The 17,016-nt window shown below is 68.2% G+C and carries 14 protein-coding genes, 1 tRNA gene, 1 other RNA gene and 1 pseudogene; 10 read left to right on the plus strand and 7 right to left on the minus strand.

Annotated elements, in window-relative coordinates; all coding sequences use genetic code 11:
* A partial coding sequence (locus A5740_RS07980) for a DNA polymerase III subunits gamma/tau (RefSeq protein WP_076192954.1) occupies positions 1–1,395 on the minus strand: 1,395 nt, incomplete at its 3' end.
* Between the two features lie 238 nt (positions 1,396–1,633).
* Here A5740_RS07980 and A5740_RS07985 point away from each other — a divergent pair.
* Positions 1,634–2,515, plus strand: a complete 882-nt coding sequence (locus A5740_RS07985; protein ID WP_254849114.1) for a DUF559 domain-containing protein — start codon at positions 1,634–1,636, stop codon at positions 2,513–2,515.
* A 63-nt stretch (positions 2,516–2,578) separates the two neighbouring features.
* On the opposite strand, the gene A5740_RS07990 is transcribed toward A5740_RS07985, so the two are convergent.
* Positions 2,579–3,859 carry an aminotransferase class I/II-fold pyridoxal phosphate-dependent enzyme gene (locus A5740_RS07990; protein ID WP_076192958.1) on the minus strand — a complete coding sequence of 427 codons (1,281 nt, stop codon included), beginning with the start codon at positions 3,857–3,859 and terminating at the stop codon, positions 2,579–2,581.
* 26 nt (positions 3,860–3,885) lie between these two features.
* An RNA gene (ffs, locus tag A5740_RS07995) (signal recognition particle sRNA small type) lies at positions 3,886–3,980 on the minus strand.
* A 70-nt stretch (positions 3,981–4,050) separates the two neighbouring features.
* Between ffs and A5740_RS08000 the strand changes: the two genes are divergently transcribed.
* The 6 genes from A5740_RS08000 (at position 4,051) to A5740_RS08025 (ending at position 9,504) form a co-directional block, all read left to right on the plus strand.
* Positions 4,051–4,136, plus strand: a tRNA-Ser gene (locus tag A5740_RS08000).
* Between the two features lie 84 nt (positions 4,137–4,220).
* Complete coding sequence (locus A5740_RS08005) at positions 4,221–5,006, plus strand: hypothetical protein (RefSeq protein ID WP_076192960.1); 786 nt, start codon at positions 4,221–4,223, stop codon at positions 5,004–5,006.
* A 51-nt stretch (positions 5,007–5,057) separates the two neighbouring features.
* The gene (locus tag A5740_RS08010; RefSeq protein ID WP_076192983.1) at positions 5,058–6,080 is read left to right on the plus strand and encodes a S1C family serine protease; all 1,023 of its coding nucleotides are present in this window, start codon (positions 5,058–5,060) and stop codon (positions 6,078–6,080) included.
* A 3-nt stretch (positions 6,081–6,083) separates the two neighbouring features.
* A complete protein-coding gene (locus tag A5740_RS08015) occupies positions 6,084–7,616 on the plus strand; it encodes a CdaR family transcriptional regulator (RefSeq protein ID WP_076192962.1) in 1,533 nt (510 codons plus the stop codon).
* A 74-nt stretch (positions 7,617–7,690) separates the two neighbouring features.
* A complete protein-coding gene (locus A5740_RS08020) occupies positions 7,691–8,941 on the plus strand; it encodes an FAD-binding oxidoreductase (protein WP_076192964.1) in 1,251 nt (416 codons plus the stop codon).
* A 98-nt stretch (positions 8,942–9,039) separates the two neighbouring features.
* Positions 9,040–9,504, plus strand: a complete 465-nt coding sequence (locus tag A5740_RS08025) for a GreA/GreB family elongation factor (RefSeq protein WP_076192967.1) — start codon at positions 9,040–9,042, stop codon at positions 9,502–9,504.
* Here A5740_RS08025 and A5740_RS08030 read toward each other — a convergent pair whose 3' ends face one another.
* Positions 9,505–10,584, minus strand: a complete 1,080-nt coding sequence (locus tag A5740_RS08030; RefSeq protein ID WP_076192969.1) for a glycosyltransferase — start codon at positions 10,582–10,584, stop codon at positions 9,505–9,507. It lies immediately after the preceding gene.
* Between the two features lie 28 nt (positions 10,585–10,612).
* On the opposite strand from A5740_RS08030, the gene A5740_RS08035 reads away from it, so the two are divergent.
* On the plus strand, positions 10,613–11,179 hold the full coding sequence (locus A5740_RS08035) for a TetR/AcrR family transcriptional regulator (protein ID WP_076192972.1): 567 nt from the start codon (positions 10,613–10,615) through the stop codon (positions 11,177–11,179).
* Positions 11,180–11,324: 145 nt separating this feature from the next.
* Positions 11,325–13,592, plus strand: a complete 2,268-nt coding sequence (locus A5740_RS08040; RefSeq protein ID WP_076192975.1) for a SpoIIE family protein phosphatase — start codon at positions 11,325–11,327, stop codon at positions 13,590–13,592.
* On the opposite strand, the gene A5740_RS08045 is transcribed toward A5740_RS08040, so the two are convergent.
* The 3 genes from A5740_RS08045 to A5740_RS08055 are packed head-to-tail and all read right to left on the minus strand — an operon-like array spanning position 13,589 to position 16,638.
* A complete protein-coding gene (locus A5740_RS08045) occupies positions 13,589–14,527 on the minus strand; it encodes an NAD(P)/FAD-dependent oxidoreductase (protein ID WP_076192977.1) in 939 nt (312 codons plus the stop codon). The two genes, A5740_RS08040 and A5740_RS08045, sit on opposite strands and share 4 nt — an antisense overlap.
* 42 nt (positions 14,528–14,569) lie before the next feature.
* Positions 14,570–15,613 (minus strand): non-homologous end-joining DNA ligase, encoded by a 1,044-nt coding sequence (gene ligD, locus A5740_RS08050; RefSeq protein ID WP_076192980.1) that lies wholly within the window; start codon positions 15,611–15,613, stop codon positions 14,570–14,572.
* Positions 15,613–16,638, minus strand: coding sequence for an ATP-dependent DNA ligase (locus tag A5740_RS08055; protein ID WP_076192981.1), 1,026 nt, complete (start codon positions 16,636–16,638; stop codon positions 15,613–15,615). The genes ligD and A5740_RS08055 overlap by 1 nt, the downstream gene beginning before the upstream one ends.
* Positions 16,639–16,681: 43 nt before the next feature.
* Between A5740_RS08055 and A5740_RS08060 the strand changes: the two are divergent.
* Positions 16,682–17,016, plus strand: a pseudogene (locus A5740_RS08060) (ATP-dependent DNA ligase); the annotation flags it as partial.

A 17,016-nucleotide genomic window follows, 5' to 3' on the forward strand; every position in this document is an offset into this window, starting at 1 on the left:
GCGGTTCCAGGTCGCCGGACACGTAGGCGCGGGCCAGCCCCAGGTCGCCCGGGGCGGTGGCCAGATACGTGGTGCCGGGTCCGTCGGCGGCGGCGCAGCAGGCGCAGCAGGCGCAGGGGCTTCCGACGCGGGCGCCTCGGCGACTTGGCTGCGACGAACGAAGGTCTTGGCCGGCTCGGCGGCAGGGCGGGCAGCGGCCGATGCTGCGGCCTCACCGGCCGGGATCGACATGTCCAACCGGGTCTCGATGCGTTCGATGCGCTGCAGTAGCGCGGACTCGGTGTCGTGTGCCGAGGGCAGCAGCAACCGCGCACACACCACTTCGAGCAGCAGCCGCGGCGCGGTGGCCCCACGCATCTCGCCCAGGCCGGCGTGCACCACCTCGGCATACCGGGTCAGCGTCGCCGCCCCCAGCTTGGCGGCCTGCTCACGCATCCGCTCCAGCACGTCGTCCGGGGCGTCGACCACGCCGCGGGCCACCGCATCGGGCACGGCCTGCAGCACGATCAGATCGCGGAAGCGCTCCAGCAGGTCGGTGGCGAAGCGTCGCGGATCGTGGCCGGCGTCGATCACCGACTCCACCGCACCGAACAGGGCTGCGGCGTCCCCCGCCGCCAGGGCTTCCACGGCGTCGTCGACGAGCGCCATGTCGGTGGCGCCGAGCAGGGCCAGCGCCCGCTGATAGGTGATGTGGTTGCCGCCGTCGCCCTGCTCCGAGCCGGCCAGCAACTGATCGAGCACCGAGAGCGTGTCGCGGGGCGAGCCGCCGCCGGCGCGGATGACCAGCGGGTACACCGCGTCGTCCACGGTCACCCGCTCGTCACCGCAGATCTTCTCCAGCAGCGGACGCATGGTGCGCGGGGCCAGCAGCCGGAACGGGTAGTGGTGCGTGCGCGACCGGATCGTCGGCAGCACCTTCTCCGGTTCGGTGGTGGCGAACACGAAGATCAGGTGCTCGGGCGGCTCCTCGACGATCTTGAGCAGCGCGTTGAAACCGGCGGTGGTGACCATGTGCGCTTCGTCGATGATGAAGATGCGGTACCGCGATTGCGCCGGGGTGAAGAACGCCCGGTCGCGCAGTTCACGGGTGTCGTCGACACCGCCGTGGCTGGCCGCGTCGAGTTCGGTGACGTCGAGGTTGCCCGGGCCGTTGGGAGCCAGCGCGACGCACGAAGCGCACTCCCCGCACGGGGTGGGCGTGGGGCCCTGCTCGCAGTTGAGCGAGCGGGCCAGGATGCGCGCCGAGGATGTCTTACCGCAGCCGCGCGGCCCCGAGAACAGATAGGCGTGGTTGATCCGGCCCGCGGTCAGCGCAGTGGATAGCGGCTCGGTGACATGTTCCTGGCCAACGACTTCCGCGAAGGTTGCCGGCCGGTATTTGCGGTAGAGAGCCACGGAAGAAGGCTACCGACTGCGTCTGACGTCGCGCCGGTGCCCGTTGACTTTGAAACTGACTTTGACACCACGCACACCGCTACCCGCACAAATACAGCGTCGGTTCCAAGTCAACGGCAAAGTCAACCTCGGAGTTGTGCACAGCACACGGTTCATCCACAGGGGGCAACGCCACCACGGGCATACCACCCATCTTCGTCCCCGCCACCGGCGACTCTCGCCGAATGAGCGAGCCTTCATCGGTAGCGAAGCCCTGCTGGCCGGCGACGTCAACCGCTACCAGCTCAGCCGCTATCACCGCACGATCCTGCCGAACATCTACGTGGACAAGCGAACTGCGGTGTCGCTGCGGCAACGCAGTACGGCGGCGTGGTTGTGGTCGGGTCGTGACGCGGTGATCGCGGGCGCTGCCGCATCGGCGCTCCATGGTGCGAAGTGGGTGGCCGACGACGTTCCGATCGAGTTGATCAGCACCAAGACCAAGCCTCCCGCACCGGTGATCACGCGCCAGGACCTGATCATCGACGGGGAGGTCACGCGCATCGACGGCCTGCCGGTCACGAGCGTCGCGCGCACGGCTTTCGACCTTGGGCGTCGCGGGTTGATCGGTGCGGCCGTCGCGCGGCTCGATGCACTTGCCCGAGCCACCGGACTCAAGGCGGACGCCGTGCTGACACTCGCCGCACACCACCGTCACACCCGGGGGTTGCGGCAGCTCGAACGGGCACTGGATCTATTCGACCCCGGCGGCCAGTCCCCGAAAGAAACCTGGCTGCGGCTGATGCTCATCGACGCAGGTTTTCCGCGGCCGCAGACGCAGATTCCGGTGCTCGGGCCCGACGGCTACCCGAGGTACTTCCTCGACATGGGCTGGGAGGAACTGATGCTGGCGGTCGAATATGAGGGTGTACAACATGCCGGTCAACTCGGCTATGACATCGTCCGGGCCGACTACATCACGCGGGTCGGCTGGACCCACGTGAGAGTGGCCGCGGGACACCGACGCGCCGCCATCATTGCCCGCGTGGAGCGCGAATGGGATCGACTTTGGCGGCCAGAGCTCGGGATCACGCCGCGGCGGCCGCCGCTGGCCGGTCCCCCATTAGAGCTCGGCTGTTGACTTTGAAACTGACTTTGACACCACGCACACGGCTACCCGCACAAATACAGCGTCAGTTCCAAGTCAACGCAAGAGAAACTCGGTAGCAGCCAGCAGCGCACAGGTGGCCACGCCGTCGATCGCCTCACGGACATCGGCCAGCGACGGGAACGTCGGCGCGATGCGAATGTTCTTGTCCTCAGGGTCCTTGCGATACGGGAACGCCGACCCCGCCTCGGTCACCGCGATGCCGGCGTCCTTGGCCAACGCCACGGTGCGCTTGGCGGTGCCGGGCCACACGTCGAGGCTGACGAAGTAACCACCCTTGGGATCCGTCCAGGAGGCGATCTTCGACTCCCCCAACCGGTCCTCGAGAATCTCGGCGACGAGCGCGAACTTGGGCGCGATCAACTCGCGGTGACGCTGCATCTGCAGCCGCACGCCGTCGGCGTCGCCGAAGAATCGTGAGTGCCGCAGCTGGTTGACCTTGTCCGGCCCGATCGACTTCTTGCCCGCGTGCTGCAGGTACCAGGCGATGTTGCCCAGCGAGCCGCCCAAGAAGCTCACCCCGGCTCCGGCGAAGGTGATCTTGGAGGTGGAGGCGAACACCAGCGGACGGTTCGGGTTACCGGCCGCCTCGGCCAGGCCCAGCACGTCGACCTGGCGGATGAACTCGTCGGTCAGGGTGTGCACGGCGTAGGCGTTGTCCCACATCAACCGGAAATCGTTTGCCGCCGTGCGCATTTGGACCAATCGCCGGACGACCTCCCAGGAATAGGTGACCCCGGTCGGGTTGCCGAAGACCGGAACACACCACATGCCCTTGATCGCCGGATCGGCCGCGACGAGTTCCTCGATCAGGTCGACATCGGGCCCGTCCTCGCGCATCGGCACCGTGATCATCTCGATTCCGAAGGACTCGGTGATCGCGAAGTGACGGTCGTATCCGGGCGACGGGCACAGGAACTTGATTCCGGATCCTGCAGCTTCCTCTATCCAAGGCCGCACCGAATCCACACCACCGTGCAGCAGTGAGAACACGATGACGTCGTGCATCATCTCCAAGCTGGCGTTGTTCCCGGCGATCAGGTTCTGCACCGGGATACCGAGCAACTCACCGAAGATCTCTCGCAGCTCGGGCAGGCCGTGCAGGCCCCCGTAGTTGCGGGTATCGGTGCCCGCCCGGTCGCGGAAGTTCTCGCCGGGCAGGCTCAGCAGCGCATTGGACAGATCCAACTGTGCGGGAGCCGGCTTACCTCGAGTCAGGTCCAGGCTCAGCTTCTTGGCCTGCAGCTCGGCATAGTTGCGCTGCTGGAGTTCGTGTTGCGCGAGCAGTTCCTCGCGGCCGAGGGACTGGAAGGACACCGCGCGCCTTTCACCGGTTGGAGAACGTAAGGGGACCCCGCGCACCCGCCAGAGCCCGTTGACCCTTGCTGCCTTCCGGCCCTGGGGGAGTTCACAGGATGGACGCCGCGCGGGGTCCACAGGCGAGTGTAATACCCGGCCCTTCCCCGCCGTTTATGGGAGTGGTTCGGGCGTCGGCTACGATTGCCGACGGAGGATTCGCCTAGTGGCCTATGGCGCTCGCCTGGAACGCGGGTTGGGTTAACAGCCCTCAGGGGTTCAAATCCCCTATCCTCCGCGCTCGGGTCCGGGGTGCGACCTGCTGATTCAACCGAAATTCAGCGGTTCGCACCCCGGCCCAATTAAGTACCCGAGGAGGAGTATGGGCCGCACCGTCGCGGTGATCGTGCACGCATCGATTTCGATCGTGGCCGCCGGCCTGTACTTCTTCTTCGTCGTTCCCCGCTGGTACGAACTGATGGGCGACACCCCGCAGACGCTGGGTTTGGTCCTGCGCATCGTCACCGGCGTGCTGATCGGTCTGGCCGCGCTGCCGGTGGTGTTCACATGGACGCGGACCAAGCGTCCCGAGTTGGCCACCCCGCAGTTGGCGCTTCGCCTGCGGGCCACCTCGATCTCGTTGCATGTGCTGGCGGCTGTGCTGATCGTCGGCACCGCGGTCGCGGAGATCTGGATGTCGCTGGACCGCTTCGGGCCGTGGCTCTTCGGGATCTACGGCGCTGCTGCGGCGATCGCGCTGCTCGGCATCTTCGGCTTCTATCTGGCCTTCGTCGCAGAATTGCCGCCCCCGCCGCCGAAGCCACTCAAGACCAAGGACAAGGTGAACCGCCGCACCCGCAAGCAGGCGGACGCCGAGGCCGAGGCTGCCGAAGAGGCCGAAACGGTTGACGAGGCGCAAGAGACCGAAGAGGTCGAGGAGTCCGAAGCATCGACGAAGGTGAGCCTGACGAAGGAGCCTTCGCAGGAAGAAGCTGCCGACGAGACGGCTGCCGACGAGTCCGACGAGGCCGACGAATCCAAAGCCGACTCCGAGACCGAGACCGAACCCGAGGCCGACAAGTCCCTGCACAACAAGCGGCCGTCGAGCAAGAGCGGCACCAAGCGGCGGGGCTGGCGATCGCGCGGCGAAGTCACCGCCGAGGACTGACGCAGACCAATCGCGTCGACATCACGCGCTCGCCCGGCCAAGATGGGATACATGAGCAAACTGGGCTCACATCCCGTCCGAGCGATTCTCGTCGCGGCACTGACTGCGGCCGCCACCGTTGTCGCCCCGCTGGCCCCTGCCGTCGCGGCACCGGCCGACGCCGAAACCGCTGCCACCCTGGTCGAGCCGTCGGTCGCACGCATCGACACCGTGGTCGACTACCAGCAGGCCTATGGGATCGGCACCGGAATCGTGCTGTCGCCGACGGGTGAGGTGCTGACCAACTATCACGTGGTCCAGGGCGCCAACTCGATTCTCGCGACGGTGGCCGGCCGTCAGTTCCCGGCTGACCTGGTCGGCTATGACCGGCAGCACGACATCGCGGTATTGCAGTTGCACGGTGCGGGCGGCCTGCTGCCGGCACCGGTCGGGGATTCGGCCGCGTTGGCGCCGGGGGCGCGCGTCGTCGCGCTCGGCAACGCCGGAGGCACGAACGCACCGTTGACCCGCGAGGTGGGCACGGTCAGCGCCTTCGGGCGGACGGTCAACGCCGAGGACGAGCTGACCGGTTCCACCGACGAGATCAACGGCCTGTTCGAGTTCGCCGCGCCGGTACGTGCCGGTGACTCGGGCGGTCCCGTCGTCAACGACGCGGGACAGGTCGTCGGTATGACGACGGCCGCGTCGGTGAACTTCCGGATGGGGCCGGGCGGCAAGGGATTCGCCATCCCGATCAATGACGCGATGTCCGTCGCCGGTCAGATCCGCTCCCGCACCCCGTCGAACTCGGTGCACATCGGACCGCCCACCATGCTCGGCGTCGGTGTGCGCACCGCGCAGCGGCAGAACGGCGGCGTGATCATCCAGGACGTGATCCGCGGTGGTCCCGCCGAGGCCGCCGGCCTGATCCCCGGCGACCTGCTGGTCAACATCGACGATGTCCGGCTGGATTCCGCGCGGACTTTGACATTGGTTCTCGATCAGCACTATCCCGGTGACGTGATCGCGCTGACCTGGCTGGATGCCGCCGGTCAGCAACGCACCGGCAAGGCCACCCTGGCGGCCGGGCCGTAGTCCGTGGTCACGCTGGACCGCCTGATCAACGTCCTGGGCGGGTACGGAGTACGGCTGCGCTCCCCGGCACCGGGATCCCGCCCGGCCCCGCGGTCCACCGAGCTGCGCAATGTCGTGATGCACGAGCCCGGCCCGGTCGTCGGCGACGTGTTGTTGGCCGTCGGCGCGGGATCTGTCGCCGAGGCAGTCAGCTGGGCGGAGGCCGCGCGCGCCGTGGTGGTGCTGGTCCGGGGCGCCGACACGGCCGACGACGAGGTGGTCAGCGGCAGCCGCATCGCGGTGATGACGGTGGAACCCGAGGTCTCCTGGAGTGAGCTGGCGGCCGTGGTCTACGGCGTGGTGCTCGAGGGCCGCGAAACCGAATCCGGGCGCGGGCCGACCGACCTGTTCGCCCTGGCCGACAGCCTCGCCGATGCCGTGGGCGGTGCGGTCACCATCGAAGACCGGCGCAGTGCGGTGCTGGCCTATTCGCGGCTGCAGCAACACGCCGACCCGGCCCGTGCCGAGACGATCCTGAGCCGGCAGGCCTCGAAACGGCTGCGCGCGCTGTTCGAAGCGCGCGGGGTATTCCGTCATCTCACCGAATCCGACGAGCCGATGTTCGTCGCGGGCGACGACGAGCACGGCCTGACCGGCCGGATGGTGGTGGCCGCCCGGGCCGGTCGCGAACTGCTCGGTTCGATCTGGGTGACCTGTGCCGAGCCGTTGCCGGATGCGCGTCGCACTGCGCTGGCCGACGGCGCCCGCATGGTCGCGCTGCACCTGCTGCGCTCCCGCGCCAGCGCCGACCTGGAACGTCAGGTGGAATCGGAGTTGGTGATCCGGCTGCTCGAGGGGGCCGCCGACGCCACCACGGCGGCCAGCCGGCTGGCCTTGCCGCAGACTCCGCTGCGGGTGATCGCGCTGCGGGCCCACACCGCCGACGAGCGGCATGCCGCCCTGTTGCTGGCTTTCGAGCGGGCCACCGCCGGTTTCGGTTGGTCGCGACCGGGGCGCAGTGCGCTGGCCGGCAACACCGTCTACACCGTGTTGCCCGGCGCCGACGCCGAGGGCGCAGCCACCTGGGTGTCGGGGCTGCGTGCCGCACTGCCCGAGCCGGTGACCGTGGCGGCCGGGATCAGCGGACCGGCCACCGTGGCGGAGCTGACGCTGGCCCGTGGCGAGGCGGACGAATGTCTGGCCCTGCACGAGGTGCGTCGCGCCGGCCCGGCCCCGGTGTACGACGAGGCCTGGGATGACATCCTGCTGCAACGGTTACGGATCGCCGCCCGGGCCGGACGGGCCCCGCAGCGCGGGCCGGTCGCCGAGTTGCGCGCCCACGACCTGGCCCACGGCACGCAGTACGCTGCGACGCTGCGGGCGTGGCTGGAGGCCCAGGGTGATCTTGCGGAGGCGGGCCGAGCCCTCGGCGTCCACGAGAACACCGTGCGCTACCGGCTGCGGAAGATGACCGAGCTGACCCAGCTCAATCTGGCGGATGCGCGCAAGCGGCTGGCGATGATGATCGAACTCGCCGCCACCGAAGAATTGTCGTAAATCGACAATCGAACCCTCACCAGTTGTCGAGACAGTTCAAACAGCGGCTGTGTGCCAGCCCTCACCATGGAGCCATGAATTGGGTCGAGCGCATGGACGGCGGGCCGCGGTCAGCGGTCGTCGTCGGTGCGGGCATCGTCGGCCTGTCCACGGCGTGGTTCCTGCAGGAGCGCGGGGTCAAGGTCACCGTGGTGGACCGCACGGGCCCGGCCGCCGGTGCATCGTGGGGTAACGCCGGCTGGGTGTCACCGACGCTCACCATCCCACTCAACGATCCGGCCGTGCTCCGCTACGGCCTGCGCTCACTGGCCAGTCCGACGGCGCCGCTGCACATTCCGCTGCGTGCCGACCTCGGGCTGTGGTCGTTCCTGGCCAAATTCGCCATGAACTGCCGGCTCTCGTCATGGACCAGGGCCGCCAAGGCCAACGTCCCGCTCAATGCCGAGTGCATCGAGGCCTACGACGTGCTGACCGGCAACGGGGTGGACGTTCCCACGACCGACGGCGCGATCACCGCGCTGTTCGAAACCCGGCGTCAGGCCCAGCATCTGATGGACGAACTCCGCCGGATGGCCGCCGTGGGCAAGACCGTCACGGTGACCGGCCTGTCCGGTGAATCGCTGCGCGAGCATGTCCCGCTGGCCTCGCCGGCGATCACCGCGGGCATCAGCGTCGAGGGACAGCGCTTCGTGGACCCCGGGCGGTTCGTGCACGCGTTGGCCGACGCCGTCGTCGCCCGAGGCGGGAACCTGGTCACCGGTGAGGTGATCGATGTGCAACCCCTGGGACTCGGGGTGATCGTGACGCTGCCGGACCGAGCGCTGAGCGCCGACGCCGCGGTGATCGCCACCGGCGCGTGGCTGTCCCGGCTGGCCGATCGGTGGGTGGACACCCCGGTGCGGGCCGGTCGCGGGTACTCGTTCACCGTGCCGGTGCACCGCCCGATCCTCGGGCCCATCTACCTCCCCGACGCGCGCGTCGCCTGTACCCCGTACCAGGGCCGGCTGCGTGTCGCCGGAACCATGGAGTTCCGCTCGCCGGAGGAACCGCCGCAGCCGGCGCGGGTCGAGGCGATCGTGGCGTCGGCCGCCCCGCTGCTCGACGGGGTGGACTGGGATGCCCGCACCGACGTGTGGGTGGGGCCGCGCCCGGTCACCCCGGACGGACGCCCACTCATCGGCGAAGTGAGCCAAGGCATCTACGTGGCAGGCGGCCATGGCATGTGGGGGCTGGCCCACGGTCCGGTCACCGGCCGTCTACTCGCCGAATACATCACCACCGGAAAACAACCCGAAGCGCTTCGAGAATTCGATCCGCTGCGCTGAGCACCTCGACGTTGCCCTAACTGGGCCGACAAGCCGTCAGGGGCGGAGCCTCCGACCCGCCCCTGACGGCATTTCCGCATCATCGGAAGGAAACTGAAATGACTGTCAGCCAACGCGTTTGGATCTCGCCCGAAGCGAACGAGCGCCTCCAACAGGAGCTCTCGGCCCTGCGGGAGCTGATCAGCACCGAGGCCGCCCAGGACTCCGACGAGAACCAGGTGGCCATTCAGCGCGCCCGCCAAGCCCGAATCCAGCACATCCACGATCTGCTGCTCAACGCCGTCGTCGGCGACGCCCCGCCCGACGACGGGTTGGCCGAGCCGGGCATGGTCCTGACCGTTCGTTACGACGAGACGGGCGAGACCGAGACATTCCTGCTCGGCGCCCGCGGCGCGGAATACGGTGACATCGAGGTGTACTCGCTGCAATCCCCACTCGGGGAAGCGATCCTGGGGGCCCGCCCCGGTGAAAGCCGCGCCTACCAGGTCCCCAGCGGCGCCTCGGTACCCGTCACCCTGCTGGCCGCGGTTCCGTTCGGGCTGCACGCGCCGGCCGCGGGCTGATCAGACCAGTCCGGTGATCAGCTGGACAGCCCGGTCACCGGCTCGGGAACCCCGTATCTCCCTGCCGATTTCGGCCGCGGCGAACTGATAACCGGGGTGGCTGAGCACGGCGTCGATCGCGTGCCGGATGGATTCGGTCGACGCCGACCTGCCCATGGTCACACCGGCGCCCGCGGCTGCGATCGACTGCCCGACCAGGCGCTGGTCGGACAGGCCGCTGGCCGGGATGATCAGGACCGGCATGTCGTGGGCCAGCGCTCGGAATGTGGTGTCGTGGCCGCCGTGTCCGATGAGCAACGAACACCTGGGCATCAGCGCGCCATGGTCGGCATACCCACGCACCTCCACGTTCGGCGCGGTCGGCAGGGTGTCGGGTTCGACGGCCCCACCGGTGGTCACCACCGCGCGCAGCGGCAGTGTCGCCAAGGCGTCGACGACCCGCGCCAACGTGCGACGTTGACCCCGAAACCCGTTGCTGGACATGCTGACCAGCACCAGCGGCGGCCCGTCGGGACGGTGCGGACGGCGCGCTGGGACGATCGCACCGACCCAGCGCACATTGGCGGGCTGGGGGCGTCTCGATTCGGCATCCAGCCGCCGGACCGTCGCGACGATGTTGAGGTCCGCGGCATCCCACAGCCGGCTGATCCGGTATCCGTACAGGCGCGCGGCGGTACCGGCCCCGAGCCGGTACCGGCCGTTGAGGTAGTGGCGCTGGGTATGGCTGAACACGGCGTGCGGAATGGCGGCGTCCTGCACGGCCGCCAGCGCCGGAAGCAACATGCAGTCGACGACGGCGACATCCGGGGTGTCCCGCTCGCACAGTTGCCGAACGTCGGCCCCGATGTTCGCGTCGTTGAACATCGGCACCCAACTCAGCGCGCTGTGTTCGCGGCGTGAATCCCAGTCCCGTGCGGTCGGATAGGCCTTGAAGGCAAGCCCGGCGTTTTCGACCTGCTGCTCCAGGGTCTCGTGCCCGATGACGTGCACCCGGTGCCCCGCATCGGCGACTGCTGCGGCCACCGCGAGCATCGGCGGCACGTTGCCTCCGCCGTCCATCGTCACGAACAACACGTTCATCGAGTCACGTCTCTCATACTCTGTTCGGATGGTAGGCGAACGCCGGGGGACGCCCGGCAACCTGACCGCCGACGACTGGATACAGGCCGGTTATGCCCTGCTGGCCTCGGACGGGATGCGGGCGCTCAAGGTCGAGCGGCTGTGCGAGCAGATCGGCGCCACCCGGGGCAGCTTCTACTGGCATTTCACCGACATGAAGGGGTACCGGGCGGCGCTGGTCGCGTCGTGGAATGCGTTTCTGGAGCAGGACCGCCGATCGCTGGCCGAGCTCGAACATCTGGCACCCAGGGAACGACTGTCGCGGATGATGCAGGCCCTGATGGGCCCGCAACACTGGACGCTGGAACGCGCGATGCGGGAATGGGCCCGCTCCGACGACATCGCGGCAGCCAACGTGCGGGCCGCGGACCACCGGGTGCTGGTGGCCGTCACGAAGGCGTATGCCGACTACGGGTTCAGCCCCGACGACGCCGCCCTGCGCGCCCAGGCCACGTTCGCCACCGGCATCGGTGTACTGCACCTGATGGACTCCGCGGAGGCGTTGACCAGCTCCGACCGCTACGAACGCTTCCTGGATCTCATGTTGGATCGTTGAATGGCCCTCTCTATCGTGTGATGATGCGATCTGCCGGCAGCCATGCCGGCACCCAGAGGTTGGGTCGGTCAAGCAGCGGCGAGACCACCTCGAACAGTCCGTGGGACTGGATGCTGCTTGTTACAGAACCGATGGAGCTCTTTGCGTGACCAATGGAGAACACTCACCGCTCGAAGACCTGGTCCCGGTCGGCACGACGATCGACCTCGACAACTGCGCCCGTGAGCCGATCCACATCCCCGGCAGCATCCAGCCGCGCGGCGTGCTCGCCGTGGTGCGCGAATCCGACTTCGAGGTCCGCCAGGTCAGTGCCAATCTCGGCGACCTGCTCGCCCGGCCCGTCGATGCCGTCCTCGGCAGGCATCTGTCGGAACTGATGGGCGTCGACCAGGCGGCCCGGGTACAGGACGCCGCGGCGGCGTTCCGCGATCTCGCGCAGCGCAATCCCCTGGCGTGTGTGATCGACGTCGCCGGACAACCGCGCGATTTCGACGCGATCCTGCACCGGCAGCCGGGCGGCAGGCTTCTGGTCGAGCTGGAGATCGCCTACGGCGAGCGTCCGTATTCGTATCCGAACACCTATCAGGCCGTCCGCAGCTCGGTGGATGAGCTGAACCGGGCCGAGACGCTGTTCGAGCTCTACGACGCGACCGCCCGGGCCGTGCGCACCCTCACCGGCTTCGACCGGGTGATGGTGTACCGCTATGACGAGGACTACAACGGCGAGGTCGTCGCCGAATCCAAGCGTGAGGACCTCAATCCTTTTCTGGGCCTGCACTATCCGTCCACCGACATCCCGGCGCAAGCACGCGCGCTCTACGAGAAGAACTGGCTGCGCCTGATCTCCGACGTGGATTACACGCCGGCGCCGCTGGTACCGACCGTCGACCCCGAGATCGGCGCACCCACCGATCTCACCCACGCCACCCTGCGCAGCGTCTCCCCCATCCACGTCGAGTACCTGCAGAACATGGGCGTGCGCGCGTCGATGTCGATCTCGCTGCTGCGGCACGGACGCTTGTGGGGGCTCATCGCCTGCCACCATTACGCCGGCCCGCACCTGCCGCCCTTCGGCACCCGGGCGGCCGCCGAGTTCCTCGGCTCGACGCTCTCGTTGCGGCTCGTCGACCAGTTCGAGGAGGACCAGCTAAACCTCAGGCTGGCGACCCAGGCGGTGCTCACCAAGATCACCTCCGCCACCATGGACGAGCGGGCCCCGGTCGCAACCGCGCTGCTCGCCGGCCCCGATCTGCTCGACCTGGTCCCCGCCGACGGCGTCGTCGTCGACATCCAGGGCGAGCGGCAGGAGCTCGGGACGGTCCCGCCCCCGGCGGTGGTGTCCGGCCTCACCGACTGGGCGCGCAACGCCGGTGGCGACATCGTCAGCAGCGAATGCCTGTCCGACGAGTCACCTGTTGTCGAACTCGACCCACAGGTCGCAGCCGGCGCACTCGTGCTGAACCTGCCCGCCGGCCAGCATGCCGTGTGGTTCCGGCGCGAGGTGCTGCGCTCGGTGGACTGGGGTGGCGATCCGCACAACAAGGCGATCGCCATCAGCGAGGGCAGCGACGTGCGGCTCAGCCCGCGCAAGTCGTTCGAACGGTGGCGCGAGATCGTCCGTCGCCGCAGTCAGCCGTGGACGGCGATCGAGATCGAGGCCGCCGAAGCATTGCGCCGGCATCTGGTGGAATCGCTCTACAGCCGCACTCGCGGAGAGCTGCGCATGGCCGAGACACTGCAGCGCAACCTGCTGCCCCCGTCGATCCCCACGCTTGAGAAATGGGAATTGACAGCACATTACGAGCCGGCTGCCGGTGGGCGTGTGGGCGGTGACTGGTACGACGCCTTCGAACTTCGCGACGGCCGGCTGATCGTGTTGATCGGTGACGTCGCCGGCCACGGCATCACTGCCGCGGGCACGATGGCTCAGTTACGCAATGCGCTGCGCGCCTACCTGTTTGCCGGCGCCGACCCGGCCGACGCACTGAACCAACTCAACGAATTCAGCATCAGCATGGTGTCGAAGGCCTTCGCGACCGTGCTGGCGGCGCGGGTCGACCTGAGCTCAGGCCAGGTGGACGCGGCCTGTGCCGGTCACCTCATGCCGTACCTGGTGACATCGGAGTCGACGCCGGTGCCGGCACCGCTGCAGCTGTCCCCGCCCATCGGCGTCCGTGACATCACCTACGCGCCGAGCACATTCACCATCGAATCCGGCACCGCGATGGTGTTGTTCTCCGACGGCCTGGTGGAACGGCGCGGGCAGTGGATCGACGACGGGCTGGACCGGCTGGCCAGGACCCTCGGTCGAGGCGCCGCCGTGAGCGCGTCGCGGATCTCGGAGGCCATGCAATCGGCGGACACCGACGACGACGTCACGGTCCTGACGTTGCGCCGGCAGGCAGACGGCTAGTCATCGCCATCCGGCGGATAGGGCAAGTCGAACTCGTCGGCCAGCAGGCTTTGAACGATGATCATCGCGGCCTGCGCGCCCGCCGCGATGGCGCCTGCCAGATGTGGCTGCTCGGTGCACGCGTCGCCCGCCACGAAGACCGCGCGTGCGGTGGTGCGATGCAGCGAATCGCCCGCTACCGCATCCGATGCCAGTGGCCCGTCGGTGCACGCCGCACCCAGTTGTTCGGCCAGTCTCGACCGCTGCCGCAGCGGCGCCTCGACCAGTAAGGCGTCTCGTTCCAGGCGATTGCCGTCGGCGAATCCAATCGCGTGTAGTTGACCGTCCTGCCCGTGGAGTTCGACGACTCGGCGGTCATCGACGACCACCTTGGCCGCCTCCAGGCGGCGCCGCTGATCGTCCGTCAGATCGGGCTCCCCATCGGTCAGCAGCACCACGTCGTCGCTCCAACCGCGCAGCATCAGGGCAGCATGCACGGCGTCCTCACCGTCGGCGAGCGCGGCCAGCCGTTTGTCGCGCACTTCCCAGCCGTGACAGAACGGGCACTGGAACACCGATTTGCCCCACAGTGCTTCCAGACCGGGCAATTCCGGTGGGCAGTAACGCATTCCAGGGGTCAGCAGTACCCGCCGGGCACGCACCTGCTCGCCGTCGACCTCGAGCACGTACCCGTCGCCGGCCGGAGCACCGCCGAGCACGTGGCCGGCTCGATAGACCACGCTGGGATACGCCGACAGCTCACGGCGGCCCGTCTCGTAGAGCTCGGCGGGCGGACGCCGGTCGTAGCCGAGCAGCCCACCGATGACCGGTGCCACTCCGTTGCTCGGTTCCCCGGCATCGATCAGCAGCGTCCGTCGCCGCGCCCGGCCGAGCACCAACGCCGCGCTCAAACCGGCCGCACCGCCCCCGACAATGACGCATTCCCAGTCATCCACCCCGCCAGCGTTGCCATCACCGGGGCGATTCAAACGTCCAGCTCACCGGGGATTGCCCTGCTCATCCCAGTTGTCGGCGACCTTCTTGCTCGGTTGCACGCGCGGTGGCTCGCCGGGCATCTTCGGATAGTTCGGCGGGTACGGCAGATCACCGAGGCCACGTTCCTCGTCGGCGGCCACCAGATCCAGCAGCGGCTTGATCGACTGCTTCTTCGAGTCGATGCCGGCCCACGGATCGTCGCGCCCGGCAAGGAAATCCGGCACGGTGGCGATCGTGTAATCATCGGGGTCGGCGGTGCGCAGTTCATCCCAGGACAGCGGCGTCGACACGGTCGCGATCGGGGTCTTGCGGGCCGAATAGGCCGAGGCGAAGGTGCGGTCGCGGGCGTTCTGGTTGTAGTCGATGAACAACCGCTTGCCCCGCTCTTCCTTCCACCACGATGTGGTCACCGCGTCGGGCGCGCGCCGTTCGATCTCGCGGGCCAGGGCGATGCCGGCGCGGCGCACCTCGAGGAAATCCCAATCGGTGGCGATCCGCAGGAAGATGTGTACGCCGCGGCCGCCGGAGGTCTTCGGATAGCCCACCAAACCCAGCTCGTCGAGCAGCGGCTTGAGCACGTCGCAGGCAATCGTGCGGGCCTCGTTGAAACCGGTGCCCGGCTGCGGGTCCAGGTCGATGCGCAGTTCGTCGGGATGCTCGGTGTCCGGGCAGCGAACCTGCCACGGGTGCAAGGTGATCGTGCCCATCTGTGCGGCCCACGCGATCGCCGCGGGATGGGTCACCTTGAGCGCGTCGGCGGTGCGCCCGGACGGGAAGGTGACCGTACAGGTCTGCAGATACTCGGGATGCTTCTGCGGCACGCGCTTCTGGTAGATCTCCTCCCCCTCGATGCCGTCGGGGAACCGTTGCAGATGCGTCGGCCGGTCCTTCAACAACGTGACCATGCGGTCGGCGACACTGAGGTAATACTCCATCAGCTTGCCTTTGGTGCCGTCCTTACCCAGCTTCGGGTAATACACCTTGTCCGGGTTGGTGAACCGGACCTTGATCCCGTCGACGTCGAGTTCGGTTGCGGGCGTGGGCACTATCGCGTCTCCAGTACGTCGTAGAGGTCATAGTCGAGCGGTGTGTCGAGCTGGTCGAACGTGCAGCTCGACGGTTCCCGGTCGGGACGCCAGCGCAGGAACCTCACCGCATGCCGGAAGCGCCTGCCCGCCACGGTGTTGCCCTCCATCTGGTCATACGCCACCTCACATACCCGCTCGGGGCGCACCGGAATCCAGCGTTTGTCGGCCGCGGAGTTCCACCGGCTCGGATCCCCTTCGCGCACTTCGTCGCCCAGCCGCAACGGCTCCAGCTCGGCCAACAACTTGAGGCGATCCTTGGCGGTGAACGACGCGGCGCCACCGACCATCTGCAGCTCACCGTCGGGCCGGTAGAGGCCCAGCAGAATCGACCCGACACCTTCGCCGCTCTTGTGGATGCGGTAACCCATCGCCACGCAGTCCGCGTCGCGGTGGTGTTTGACCTTGACCATCTCCCGCTTGCCCGGCAGGTAGGGGCCGTCGAGCCGCTTGGCGATCACCCCGTCCAGACCTGCCCCTTCGAACTCGTCGAACCAGCGTTGTGCCGTCGCGATGTCGGTCGTGGCCGGCGTGACGTGAAACGACGGGCCGGGGCCCAGCGCGTCGACCAGCGCGGCGCGACGCTCGCTGAACGCGCGCCCCGTGAGATCGTCGTCGCCGAGGGCGAGCAGATCGAACGCGATGAACGCCGCCGGCGTCTGCTCGGCGAGCATGGTCACGCGGCTGGCCGCCGGGTGCAGGCGCAGTTGCAGTGCCTCGAAGTCCAGGCCCGTGCCGGTCGCGATCACGATCTCCCCGTCGACGACGCATCGCTGCGGTAGTTCGGCGCGAGCCGCTGCCACCAGTTCGGGGAAGTACCGGGTCATCGGGCGTTCGTTGCGGCTGCCGAATTCGACTTCGTCGCCGTCACGAAAGCAGATGGTGCGGAAGCCGTCCCATTTCGGCTCATAGGACATGCCCGGCGGGATCTCACGCACAGGTTTCGACAGCATCGGCGAGACCGGTGGCATCACGGGCAGCTCCATCTGCCCACGATGACATTGCCCCGCAGCGGTGGTCTACCCGAGTATGGAACCCGTGGACTTGCCCGTGCAGCCGCCCATCGAACCGATGCTTGCCAAGGCGCAGGTGAAAGTGCCGGACGAGGCTGGGGTGTGGTCCTACGAACCGAAATGGGACGGATTCCGGGCACTGGTGTTCCGTGACGGCGACGAGGTGGTGCTGCAGTCACGCAACGGCAAAGAGCTCGGCCGCTATTTTCCCGAACTGCTCGACGTGTTGCGTGACGAGCTCGCCGGCCGGTGCGTGCTCGACGGGGAAGTGGTGGTGCCGCGTGAGGTCGACGGCCGGATCCGGTTGGACTGGGAGTCGCTGTCGCAACGCGTCCATCCGGCGGCCAGCCG

The organism is Mycobacterium sp. GA-1841 (assembly GCF_001954135.1).
GTDB lineage: Bacteria > Actinomycetota > Actinomycetes > Mycobacteriales > Mycobacteriaceae > Mycobacterium.

What these genes read in the sequence shown, in the direction of transcription:
- A5740_RS08055 (WP_076192981.1), bottom strand. Translation starts at nt 16,638, where the DNA reads ATGGAGCTGCCCGTGATGCCACCGGTCTCGCCGATGCTGTCGAAACCT.
- A5740_RS08010 (WP_076192983.1), top strand. Translation starts at nt 5,058, where the DNA reads ATGAGCAAACTGGGCTCACATCCCGTCCGAGCGATTCTCGTCGCGGCA.
- A5740_RS08030 (WP_076192969.1), bottom strand. Translation starts at nt 10,584, where the DNA reads ATGAACGTGTTGTTCGTGACGATGGACGGCGGAGGCAACGTGCCGCCG.
- A5740_RS08005 (WP_076192960.1), top strand. Translation starts at nt 4,221, where the DNA reads ATGGGCCGCACCGTCGCGGTGATCGTGCACGCATCGATTTCGATCGTG.
- A5740_RS08025 (WP_076192967.1), top strand. Translation starts at nt 9,040, where the DNA reads ATGACTGTCAGCCAACGCGTTTGGATCTCGCCCGAAGCGAACGAGCGC.
- A5740_RS08020 (WP_076192964.1), top strand. Translation starts at nt 7,691, where the DNA reads ATGAATTGGGTCGAGCGCATGGACGGCGGGCCGCGGTCAGCGGTCGTC.
- A5740_RS08035 (WP_076192972.1), top strand. Translation starts at nt 10,613, where the DNA reads ATGGTAGGCGAACGCCGGGGGACGCCCGGCAACCTGACCGCCGACGAC.